General features: G+C 33.3%; 12 protein-coding genes. 11 read left to right on the forward strand and 1 reads right to left on the reverse strand.

What is annotated here, in order from left to right; all coding sequences use genetic code 11:
• Positions 1-14: 14 nt before the first annotated feature.
• The 10 genes from nheA to RCJ96_RS11490 all read left to right on the forward strand — a co-directional run bounded on the left by nheA (position 15) and on the right by RCJ96_RS11490 (position 10,441).
• Positions 15-1,175, forward strand: a complete 1,161-nt coding sequence (gene nheA / locus RCJ96_RS11445) for a non-hemolytic enterotoxin NHE subunit A (protein WP_416503684.1) — start codon at positions 15-17, stop codon at positions 1,173-1,175.
• A gap of 31 nt (positions 1,176-1,206) precedes the next feature.
• On the forward strand, positions 1,207-2,415 hold the full coding sequence (nheB, locus tag RCJ96_RS11450) for a non-hemolytic enterotoxin NHE subunit B (RefSeq protein ID WP_416503686.1): 1,209 nt from the start codon (positions 1,207-1,209) through the stop codon (positions 2,413-2,415).
• Positions 2,416-2,522: 107 nt separating this feature from the next.
• A complete protein-coding gene (nheC, locus tag RCJ96_RS11455; RefSeq protein WP_074610953.1) occupies positions 2,523-3,602 on the forward strand; it encodes a non-hemolytic enterotoxin NHE subunit C in 1,080 nt (359 codons plus the stop codon).
• A 162-nt stretch (positions 3,603-3,764) separates the two neighbouring features.
• Positions 3,765-4,391, forward strand: a complete 627-nt coding sequence (locus RCJ96_RS11460; RefSeq protein WP_416503688.1) for a LysE family translocator — start codon at positions 3,765-3,767, stop codon at positions 4,389-4,391.
• Between the two features lie 358 nt (positions 4,392-4,749).
• Complete coding sequence (locus RCJ96_RS11465; RefSeq protein ID WP_000356563.1) at positions 4,750-5,700, forward strand: sugar-binding transcriptional regulator; 951 nt, start codon at positions 4,750-4,752, stop codon at positions 5,698-5,700.
• Positions 5,701-6,006: 306 nt separating this feature from the next.
• Entirely contained in the window at positions 6,007-6,678 is a 672-nt protein-coding gene (gene deoC, locus RCJ96_RS11470) for a deoxyribose-phosphate aldolase (RefSeq protein ID WP_270822557.1), read from the forward strand.
• Positions 6,679-6,782: 104 nt separating this feature from the next.
• Complete coding sequence (locus RCJ96_RS11475; RefSeq protein WP_000876184.1) at positions 6,783-7,964, forward strand: NupC/NupG family nucleoside CNT transporter; 1,182 nt, start codon at positions 6,783-6,785, stop codon at positions 7,962-7,964.
• A gap of 36 nt (positions 7,965-8,000) precedes the next feature.
• Positions 8,001-9,302, forward strand: coding sequence for a pyrimidine-nucleoside phosphorylase (locus RCJ96_RS11480; protein WP_097796759.1), 1,302 nt, complete (start codon positions 8,001-8,003; stop codon positions 9,300-9,302).
• 33 nt (positions 9,303-9,335) lie between these two features.
• Positions 9,336-9,731: a cytidine deaminase gene (locus tag RCJ96_RS11485; protein ID WP_070805768.1), complete on the forward strand. Its 396-nt coding sequence runs from the start codon at positions 9,336-9,338 to the stop codon at positions 9,729-9,731.
• A gap of 230 nt (positions 9,732-9,961) precedes the next feature.
• The gene (locus RCJ96_RS11490) at positions 9,962-10,441 is read left to right on the forward strand and encodes a CcdC family protein (RefSeq protein WP_416503690.1); all 480 of its coding nucleotides are present in this window, start codon (positions 9,962-9,964) and stop codon (positions 10,439-10,441) included.
• 47 nt (positions 10,442-10,488) lie between these two features.
• On the opposite strand, the gene RCJ96_RS11495 is transcribed toward RCJ96_RS11490, so the two are convergent.
• Positions 10,489-10,719 carry a DUF896 domain-containing protein gene (locus RCJ96_RS11495; protein WP_000789783.1) on the reverse strand — a complete coding sequence of 77 codons (231 nt, stop codon included), beginning with the start codon at positions 10,717-10,719 and terminating at the stop codon, positions 10,489-10,491.
• A 188-nt stretch (positions 10,720-10,907) separates the two neighbouring features.
• Here RCJ96_RS11495 and RCJ96_RS11500 point away from each other — a divergent pair, with 188 nt between their 5' ends.
• Positions 10,908-12,191, forward strand: a complete 1,284-nt coding sequence (locus RCJ96_RS11500; RefSeq protein ID WP_074610962.1) for an aminopeptidase P family protein — start codon at positions 10,908-10,910, stop codon at positions 12,189-12,191.
• The last annotated feature ends 38 nt before the right edge of the window (positions 12,192-12,229 follow it).

The raw sequence follows: 12,229 nt of genomic DNA on the forward strand, positions 1-12,229 counted from the left end.
TAGGAGGAGTTAAAGTGAAAAAGACTTTAATTACAGGGTTATTGGTTACAGCAGTATCTACGAGTTGTTTTGTTCCTGTAAGCGCTTACGCAGAGGAAGGGCAAACAGAAGTGAAAACAGTATATGCACAAAATGTAATTGCTCCAAATACATTATCGAATTCAATTAGAATGTTAGGATCACAATCACCACTTATACAAGCATATGGATTAGTTATTTTACAACAGCCAGACATTAAGGTAAATGCGATGAGTAGTTTGACGAATCATCAAAAATTTGCAAAGGCAAATGTAAGAGAGTGGATTGATGAATATAATCCGAAGTTAATCGACTTAAATCAAGAGATGATGAGGTATAGTACTAGATTTAATAGCTATTATAGTAAGCTCTATGAACTAGCAGGAAAAGTCAATGAAGATGAACAAGCAAAAGCAGATTTTACAAATGCATATGGAAAATTACAATTGCAAGTACAAAGCATCCAAGAGAGTATGGAGCAAGATTTATTAGAGTTAAATCGATTTAAATCGGTATTAGATAAAGATAGTAATAACTTATCAATTAAAGCTGATGAAGCAATAAAAACACTGCAAGGATCAAGTGGAGATATTGTGAAATTAAGAGAAGATATTAAAAGAATTCAAGGGGAAATTCAAGCTGAATTAACTACTATATTGAATAGACCTCAAGAAATTATTAAAGGTTCTATTAATATCGGTAAACAAGTATTTACAATTACAAATCAAACTGCACAAACGAAAACGATTGATTTCGTTTCTATCGGTACTTTAAGTAATGAAATTGTAAATGCTGCAGATAGCCAAACGAGAGAAGCAGCTCTTCGCATTCAGCAAAAGCAAAAAGAGCTATTACCACTTATTCAAAAATTATCACAAACTGAAGCAGAAGCGACTCAAATTACATTCGTTGAAGATCAGGTAAATAGTTTTACAGAACTAATTGATCGTCAAATTACAACATTAGAAACGTTATTAACGGATTGGAAAGTTTTAAACAATAATATGATCCAAATTCAAAAGAATGTTGAAGAAGGCACGTATACAGATAGTAGTTTACTTCAAAAACATTTTAATCAAATTAAAAAAGTAAGTGATGAAATGAATAAACAAACAAATCAATTTGAAGATTATGTTACAAACGTTGAAGTACATTAAAAATAAGTAACGATATAGGGAGAGAAGAAAAATGACAAAAAAACCTTATAAAGTAATGGCTCTATCAGCACTTATGGCAGTATTTGCAGCAGGGAATATTATGCCGGCCCATACGTATGCAGCTGAAAGTACAGTGAAACAAGCTCCCGTACATGCGGTCGCAAAAGCTTATAATGACTATGAAGAATACTCATTAGGACCAGAAGGCCTAAAAGATGCAATGGAAAGAACAGGTTCAAACGCTTTAGTAATGGATCTGTACGCTTTAACAATTATTAAACAAGGTAATGTTAACTTTGGAAATGTATCGACTGTTGATGCTGCTTTAAAAGGAAAAGTGATTCAGCACCAGGATACAGCTAGAGGAAATGCGAAGCAATGGTTAGATGTATTAAAGCCACAGCTTATTTCAACGAATCAAAATATCATTAACTATAATACGAAATTCCAAAACTATTATGATACTTTAGTTGCTGCGGTTGATGCAAAAGATAAAGCGACACTTACGAAAGGGTTAACTAGATTATCAAGTAGTATTAATGAAAATAAAGCGCAAGTAGATCAGTTAGTAGAAGACTTGAAGAAATTCCGAAATAAAATGACGTCGGATACGCAAAACTTTAAGGGTGATGCAAATCAAATTACATCTATTTTAGCTAGTCAAGACGCTGGAATCCCACTTCTGCAAAATCAAATTACAACGTACAATGAAGCGATTAGTAAATATAATGCAATTATTATCGGTTCATCAGTTGCGACAGCTCTAGGGCCAATTGCAATTATCGGTGGTGCAGTAGTTATTGCTACAGGTGCAGGAACGCCGTTAGGAGTGGCGTTAATTGCAGGAGGCGCAGCGGCTGTAGGCGGTGGTACAGCTGGAATCGTATTAGCGAAGAAAGAGCTTGATAATGCACAAGCTGAAATTCAAAAAATAACTGGACAAATTACAACTGCTCAATTAGAGGTAGCAGGATTAACAAACATTAAAACACAAACTGAGTATTTAACAAATACAATTGATACTGCAATTACAGCGTTGCAAAATATTTCAAATCAATGGTACACAATGGGATCAAAATACAATTCTCTACTTCAAAATGTAGATTCAATTAGTCCAAACGACCTTGTTTTCATTAAAGAAGATTTAAACATTGCGAAAGATAGCTGGAAAAACATTAAAGACTATGCAGAAAAAATTTATGCTGAAGATATTAAAGTAGTAGATATGAAAAAAGCTTAATTAAATACGAATCGTTAGAGCGTTACGTATTGATGAAAGATTTGAAGCTCCTGTTCAGTTGTGAGCAGGAGCTTTTGATATCCTTATAAAGAGAATAGGTGGAAAATATGCAGAAACGATTTTATAAAAAATGTCTTTTAACGTTAATGATTGCTGGGGTGGCAACGAGTAATGCATTTCCTTTACATCCTTTTGCAGCAGAACAAAATGTAAAGGTGCTACAAGAAAATGTGAAAAACTATTCTCTTGGACCAGCTGGATTCCAAGATGTAATGGCACAAACGACATCAAGCATGTTTGCAATGGATTCATATTCAAAATTAATTCAAAATCAACAAGAGACGGATTTAAGTAAAATAAGTTCGATTAATAGTGAATTTAAAGGGAATATGATTCAGCATCAAAGAGATGCAAAAATGAATGCGGCATATTGGTTAAATAATATGAAGCCTCAAATTATGAAAACGGATCAAAATATTATTAATTACAATAATACTTTTCAATCGTATTATAATGACATGTTAATAGCGATTGATCAAAAGGATAGCGGAAAATTAAAAGCGGATTTAGAAAAGTTGTATGCGGATATTGTAAAGAATCAAAATGAGGTAGATGGATTATTAGGAAATTTGAAAGCTTTTCGCGATAGAATGGCGAAAGATACAAATAGTTTCAAAGAGGATACAAATCAGTTAACAGCGATATTGGCAAGTACGAATGCAGGTATTCCAGCTCTAGAGCAACAAATCAATACATATAACGATTCGATTAAAAAGAGTAATGATATGGTTATTGCTGGTGGCGTACTTTGCGTAGCTCTAATAACATGTCTTGCTGGCGGACCGATGATTGCCGTCGCGAAAAAAGATATCGCAAATGCAGAACGAGAAATCGCTAATTTAAAAGATAGAATTTCTGGAGCGCAAGCAGAAGTCGCAATTTTGACAGATGTAAAAAATAAAACAACAAATATGACTGAAACGATTGATGCAGCAATTACAGCACTGCAAAACATATCAAATCAATGGTATACAGTAGGGGCAAAGTATAATAATTTACTACAAAACGTAAAAGAAATTAGCCCAGAAGAATTTACGTTTATAAAAGAAGATTTACATACAGCAAAAGATAGCTGGAAAGACGTAAAAGATTATACAGAAAAATTACATGAAGGCGTAGCGAAGTAAACAGTGGACTAGTTCTGCTGTTTATTTTTTTATCCTGTTTTTGTGAGAGGTGGACTTGTAATTTGATATATAAATTTCTGATCAAGTCTTTTATATTTAATGTTTTAATGAAAAAAGCTATACTGTAAGCAAAACTAAAAATTGGAAAGGAAATACTAGAACATGGAAAATTATCTATTATTTATCCTTACAGCAATGTTAATCATAATGATGCCTGGTCCTGGTTTTGCACTAGTTACAAAAAATACTATCTCGCATGGTAAAAGTGGTGGGATAAAGACAGTTTTAGGAACGATATCTGGAATGATGATTCATACAATAATGGCTACGTTAGGACTCTCTGCTATTCTAATGAAATTTGCTATGTTATTTACATTTATAAAATGTGCTGGGGCTTTTTATTTAATTTACTTAGCTGTAAAGTCAATTAAAAGTGCCTTACATAAAAAAGAAGATATGTCAGGTCCAATAGAAATGGACTCTAAGAATATTGGGGCAATTAAAAGCTTTAGACAAGGATTTACTACGGCAATTTTAAATCCAAAAACTGCTGTGTTCTTCCTTAGTTTTTTACCTCAATTTATTGTAAGTAATCAAAATCATTTCCTCCAATTTCTTTTATTAGGACTCACATTTACGACTTTGACTGCAATATGGTATTTGCTTTATATCTCGCTAATACGCCAATTAAGAACTTTTTTAAGGAAAGAAAGAGTGAACCGTATAATGGAGGGTATTACGGGCGCAGTATTATTAGTATTTGGGGTTAGATTATTTTTCCAAAAATAAATATGTATATGAAAAAGAGAAATAATCAATAGTGGTTATTTCTCTTATTTATTCTAATACTATTTCACACCTATATACTAATTTGAGTTTTAAAAATGAGTTTCTCAATAATCCGACCTGTTTGCTTAATAAAAAGATTCTATATTATGGGAGGACAAGTCGCCCGTAAACGCCCAATTTGTGAGGGATGATAATCAGTAGGGGAGGGACAAACTCCCTATTGATTAAATTTCATTGTATATACTAAGCGGAGTAGAAGTTCAGGTATATAAAATTCAGTAGTCGAAATTTCTTGCATAAAGCTGTATAATGCTTGTAACGAAAGGGAAATACAGGAAAGGATTTGTATTGAGTTACTATGGATAAAGATAAACAACAATTAAGCGTTGAAGTTGCAAGATTATATTATCAATCAGATTATAGTCAGCAAGAAATTGCTAACAAATTAAATATTTCAAGACCGACAATTTCTAGACTATTAAAGTACGCGAAAGAAAAAGGATTTGTTCAAATTAGTATAGCCGATCCATTCGCTGATTTAGATAATGTCGGCAATTTACTGAAAGAAAAATATAACTTGTTAGAAGCACATGTTGTATTTTCCCCAGTGCCAGAATATGCAACGATTACAGAGTATATAAGTAAATATGCAGCTGAGTATATGGAAAAGACGGTTAAAAACGGTGATATCGTTGGTGTAAGCTGGGGAATGACGATGTATGAAATCGCTAGAAAAATCGTACCACAACATGTAAAAGGTGTAGAAGTTGTCCAGCTAAAAGGTGGTATTAGCCATTCGAGTGTAAATACATATGCAAATGAAACCATTGCATTATTTGCAGATGCTTTTCAAACGACGCCAAGAAATCTGCCTCTTCCAGTTATATTTGATAATGCAGTGACAAAAGAATTAGTAGAGCAGGATCGACATATTCATCACATTATCGAAATGGGGAAACAAGCGAATATTGCAATTTTCACTGTAGGAACAGTGCGAGACGAAGCGCTATTATTCCGATTAGGTTATTTCGATAAGGATGAAACAAGTTTACTCAAAAAACAATCGGTCGGTGACATTTGTTCACGATTCTTTGATGGGGACGGAAATATTAGTAGTGAAGAAATTAATAAGCGGACCATTGGAATTGAGTTAGAGGAACTGAAATTAAAGAAACGCTCTATTTTAGTTGCTGGTGGTAATAGAAAAATAAAAGCAATTGATGGTGCGTTACGTGGCGGATATGCAAATGTATTAATTATCGATCAGCATACGGCGAAAGAATTGTTACATTATCAAAAAGAAGATTAGAAATAAAAGGCTTTCTCAAGATATTCATTTTGAGAAAGCCTTTTATTTTGTTATGTATGAATTATGGGATTATTTTTGAATACAAATTGCCTTTTTTAAAATAATTATGGATATTGAGATACATACTACCATTGTTAATATAAAAAATTTGAATTTATATATGAAGTATTTCTTAGTTAGAATGCGCTTTATTTACTAGAAGGAAATTCCTTTTTGAAAAGAATGAACAAAATTTCAAAAGTATATTTACATTTGTTCAACTAAGAGTTAGAATGAAGTTGTTAAAAGATATGAGGAGTGAAGATAATGAACATTGCAAAGTTAATTGACCATACAATTTTAAAAGCTAATACTACTAAAGAAGATGTTATGAAAGTAATCGAAGAAGCAAAGGAATATAAATTCGCTTCTGTTTGTATTAACCCAACATGGGTAAAGCTAGCTGCTGAAGAACTAGCTGGACATGATGTAGATGTTTGTACTGTAATCGGTTTCCCATTAGGAGCAAGCACGACTGAAACAAAAGCATTTGAAACAAAAGATGCTATCGCAAAAGGTGCAACTGAAGTTGACATGGTAATCAACGTAGGCGCTTTAAAAGATGGCGACGACGAACTTGTTGAAAAAGACATTTATGAAGTAGTACAAGCAGCAAAAGGAAAAGCTCTTGTAAAAGTAATCATTGAAACTTGTCTATTAACAGATGAAGAGAAAGTACGCGCTTGTGAATTATCAGTAAAAGCTGGTGCTGACTTCGTAAAAACTTCAACTGGATTCTCAACTGGCGGAGCAACTGCTGAAGATATCGCATTAATGCGTAAAACAGTAGGACCAAACGTTGGTGTAAAAGCATCTGGTGGTGTTCGTACACGTGAAGATGCAGACAAAATGGTAGCTGCTGGAGCTTCTCGTATTGGAGCAAGTGCTAGTGTTGCAATCGTATTAAATGATGCAAAAGGTGCTACAGATAACTACTAATCATTAGTGAAGTCAAGGGCAATAGATACACAAAGTAAAGTGTATCTATTGCTTTAACAATTGAAAGAAATGTAAGCGGATACGAACACGGGAGGAGACGGCTTATGAAATACTTAATCGGTGTTTTTGGCCTCGTATTGATTTTAGGTATCGCTTGGCTTGCTAGTAATGATAGAAAGAAAGTCAAATATCGCCCAATCATAACGATGGTTATATTACAATTCATTTTGGGGTTTCTATTATTAAATACAAGTGTAGGGAATATATTAATTAGCGGAATAGCAGATGGTTTTGGAGAGCTATTAAAATATGCCGCTGACGGTGTAAATTTCGTATTTGGTGGATTAGTAAATCAAAAAGAGTTTTCATTCTTTTTAAGTGTATTAATGCCAATCGTATTTATATCAGCTTTAATCGGTATTTTGCAGCACATTAAAGTGTTACCTATTATTGTGAAATCTATCGGTCTAGCATTAAGTAAAGTAAATGGAATGGGGAAACTAGAATCATATAATGCTGTTGCTTCCGCGATTTTAGGGCAATCTGAAGTGTTTATTTCAGTTAAGAAACAATTAGGATTATTGCCAGAGAAAAGAATGTACACATTATGTGCATCTGCAATGTCTACCGTTTCCATGTCTATCGTTGGATCGTATATGGTGTTATTAAAACCGCAATATGTTGTAACCGCTTTAGTGCTTAACTTATTCGGGGGCTTTATTATTGCTTCTATTATTAATCCTTATGAAGTTACTGATGAAGAAGATATGTTAGAAGTACAAGAAGAAGAAAAAAAGACTTTCTTTGAAGTATTAGGGGAATACATTATTGATGGATTTAAAGTTGCGATTACAGTAGCAGCTATGTTAATTGGTTTCGTTGCTCTTATCGCATTCATTAATGCAGTATTTAAAGGTGTAATCGGTATTTCATTCCAAGAAATTCTTGGTTATGCATTTGCACCATTTGCATTTATTATGGGTGTACCTTGGCATGAAGCAGTTAATGCCGGAAATATTATGGCAACAAAATTAGTATCAAATGAATTTGTCGCTATGACAGATTTAGCACAAGGAAACTTTAATTTCTCAGATAGAACGACAGCGATTATATCTGTATTCTTAGTTTCATTTGCAAACTTCTCTTCAATTGGAATTATTGCAGGGGCAGTTAAGAGCTTAAATGAAAAGCAAGGGAATGTAGTCGCAAGATTTGGTTTGAAATTACTTTTCGGTGCAACATTAGTAAGTTTCTTATCAGCAACAATCGTAGGCTTATTATTTTAATAGATTCATATCATATAAAAAGGAATGGTGATTGTAATGAGAATGGTAGATATTATTGCGAAAAAACGTGACGGCAAAGAATTAACAACTGAAGAAATCAAATTCTTTATTAATGGTTATACAGACGGAAGTATACCTGATTATCAAGTAAGTGCACTTGCAATGGCAATCTTCTTTAAAGATATGACAGATCGCGAACGTGCAGATTTAACGATGGCAATGGTGGAGTCTGGAGAAACAATCGACTTATCTGCAATTGAAGGAATTAAAGTAGACAAACATTCAACTGGTGGTGTTGGTGATACAACAACATTAGTATTAGGGCCATTAGTAGCTGCTTTAGATGTACCAGTAGCAAAAATGTCTGGTCGTGGTTTAGGACATACGGGCGGAACAATTGATAAATTAGAAGCAGTAGAAGGATTCCACGTTGAAATTACGAAAGAGCAGTTCATTGATATTGTAAACCGTGACAAAGTAGCTGTTATCGGACAAACAGGAAACTTAACACCTGCAGATAAAAAGATTTATGCATTACGCGATGTAACAGGAACTGTTAACTCAATTCCTCTAATTGCAAGTTCAATTATGAGTAAAAAAATTGCAGCTGGAGCTGACGCAATCGTACTTGATGTAAAAACAGGTGCTGGCGCGTTTATGAAAACAGAAGAAGATGCAAAAGAATTAGCACATGCAATGGTACGTATCGGAAATAATGTAGGACGTCAAACTATGGCTGTTATTTCAAACATGTCACAACCACTTGGTTTTGCAATCGGTAACGCACTAGAAGTGAAAGAAGCAATTGATACGTTAAAAGGTGAAGGTCCAGAGGATTTAACAGAATTAGTACTCGTATTAGGAAGTCAGATGGTTGTACTTGCGAAAAAAGCTAATACATTAGAAGAAGCGCGTGAAATGTTAATTGAAGTGATGAAGAACGGAAAAGCAACTGAGAAGTTTAAAGAGTTCTTAAGCAATCAAGGTGGAGATAGCTCGATTGTAGACAATCCAGAAAAAATGCCACAAGCGAAATATGTAATTGATGTACCTGCTAAAACTTCAGGTGTTATTTCTAACATTGTTGCTGATGAAATCGGTATCGCAGCTATGCTACTTGGTGCTGGTCGTGCAACAAAAGAAGATGAAATCGATTTAGCAGTAGGATTAATGTTACGTAAAAAAGTGGGCGATGCAGTAAAAGAAGGAGAGCCATTCGTAACGATTTATGCAAATCGCGAAAATGTAGAAGATGTAAAAGCTAAAATTTATGAGAACATTTCTATCGCTGAAACAGCAGTGGCTCCTAAATTAGTTCATACAGTTATTACTGACTAATCATCATTACACTTACTTTGAGGGGGAAATAATATGGATAAGAAAAAATATATTGAAGAAGCAAATAAGATGTTAGCAAAAGCATATATTCCGTATTCAAAATTTCCTGTTGGGGCGGCGTTAGTTACGAAAGAAGGTAAAATTTATACTGGTTGTAATATAGAAAATGCTTCTTATGGTTTATGTAACTGTGCAGAAAGAACAGCAATCTTTAAAGCAGTATCAGAAGGTGAGCGCGACTTTAGTTACTTAGTTATTACAGGAGAAACGGACGGACCAATTTCACCATGTGGTGCTTGTAGACAAGTAATTGCTGAATTCTGTGATCCGAAAATGCCTGTATTATTAACGAATGTAAAAGGCGATGAAAAAGAAGTGACTGTTGAGCAATTACTTCCAGGTGCATTTACAAATGACGATTTAAAATAAGTTAAAAGCCATTTTGCAATATTAATTGCAAAATGGCTTTTTTGTTTGAAAATTGAATGTAATATTTTGTTCATATTCCGTTCATAAACTTTGCGTAAAATAAGTGTAGCGAATATGGAAAGTTTACAGCAGGAGGGATAGAATGAAGAAATTCTATAATGGTGCTTGTAGTTACTTATTAATTTATGATTTTGCTCAAAAAGTCATTTGAATAGATAGGAGTGGAAAGTATGATAGCACTTTTATCAAGTATTGTAGCAGTCTGTATGGCTGTTGGTGTCATGTTTCTTCGCTTTAAAGCAGCGAAAAAACCGGTAACGAAAAAGAAAATTATATTGCCCCCATTTTTTATGAGTACTGGTGCTCTGATGTACTTCTTACCAGCGTTTCGGTTAACGTCATTAGAAATAGTAGAAGCAATTACTGTAGGACTTATTTTCTCTATATTCCTTATTAAAACAACGAAGTTTGAAATAAGAAATGAACAAATATATATGAAACCGTCAAAAGCATTTATATTTATTTTAGTTGGATTATTAGCAGTGCGAGTAGTAATGAAATCGTATTTAAGTCAATCGATTGACTTAGCAGAGTTAAGTGGAATGTTTTTCTTACTCGCTTTTGCGATGATTGTATCGTGGAGAATTGCTATGTATCGTTCGTATGATAAATTAGAAAAAACAATAAAAAGAGCTGGAATTTCTAAATAGGAAATCCAGCTCTTTTTATGTTTTATTGAAATTCTTTTGCGCGGAACTCATTTGCTTAATTTTAAACGTATTTGAGCATCTTGTAATGCGGCTGGTGTAACGTTAAGACCATTTTGATCAACAATTTTTGTGTTTAATAAAATGGAATCTAAGCTTCCACGAAATGTTTGTGTATAGTTTTGACGTAGCATTTGTTGTTCTTGTTTTTCATCAACTGTTAATCCAGTTGCTTTTTCTTTTTTTGATAATTCATTAATACGGAATAAAATGTTTTTCATTTGTTTCACCTCTAGTTTGATTTAAATACATTAGTTGCTTACTAATGTATAGTTATTGTAACGTGTAATTTTAATTATGTCAACACCATCAAAAAAGGTTAAAAATTGACGAAAAATTGTAACAATAATAAAATGAATTGATTAGATAATTATTTTTTAATCATACATAGAACGCTAGGGGGATTATTATGAAATCAACATTTTTTGCTCAAAATAGAGAACGATTAGTAAAAACATTACCAGATGAATCTATTACTGTTTTATTTGCCGGACAAGCACCACATATGTCAGCGGATGCACATTATAAATTTGTGCCGAATCGGAATTTTTACTATGTAACAGGAATCAATGAACCAAATGTTATTTTTATGCTGAAAAAGTTTGGGAATAGTGTAGAAGAGACACTTTTCATTGAAAAATCAGATCCAGTAATGGAAAAATGGGTTGGGAAAACTGTTTCTAACAAAGAAGCAGAGAAGATTTCAGGTATAAAGAAAGTTGTATATTTAGATAGCTTTGAAAAGACGATGTCAAATATACTCTTCACAGAAAATGTGAAGCATCTATATTTGGATTTAGAGCGTCGTGAATGGAATGGTACAGAGACAAAAACATTAGCATTTGCTAAACATGTAAGAGAACAATACCCACACGTAACAATTGGTAATGTATATCCGAATATTTGTGAATTGCGAGTATTTAAAACAGAAGAAGAAATTGAAGTGATTAAAGAAGCGATTGCTGTAACGAAAGACGGTATTTACAATGTACTTAAGCATGCAAAAGCAGACATGATGGAGTATGAATTAGAAGCTCAGTTTGACTTCACACTGAAGTCATCTGGCATTAAGCATCATGCGTTTCATACAATTTTGGCAAGCGGGAAAAATGCTACAGTTCTTCATTATGAAGATAATGATGCACAAATTCAAAATGGTGATTTAGTACTACTAGATTTAGGTGCTCAAAAAGACTACTATAACGCTGATATTAGTTATACATTCCCGGCAAATGGAACATTCTCTAGTCGCCAAAAACAAATTTATAATATCGTATTAAAAGCATTGAAAGAAACAACAGAGATTATTAAGCCAGGCTTAAAGTTCGCTGCATTAAATGAGCATGCTAAAAAAGTACTCGCAGAAGGGTGTAAAGCAATTGGTTTAATTCAAGAAGACGAAGAATTGTCTAAATATTATTATCATGGTGTCAGCCATTTCCTTGGTTTAGATACGCATGATGTAGGGACATATAAAGATAGAGTTTTAGAAGAAGGTATGGTTATAACAATTGAACCGGGTCTTTATATTGAAGAAGAATCGATTGGAATTCGTATTGAAGATGATATTCTTGTAACAAAAGACGGATACGAAAACTTGTCAAAAGATATCATTAGAGAAGTGGAAGAAATTGAAGCGTTTATGAGTGTAAATAATGAACATGTCAAAGGAAAACAAGCTGTAGTTAAATAATAAGAAAGTCATCACTAATTTATTTGAACTTTATCTCG

It is taken from the genome of Bacillus sp. BSL6, from assembly GCF_052928345.1.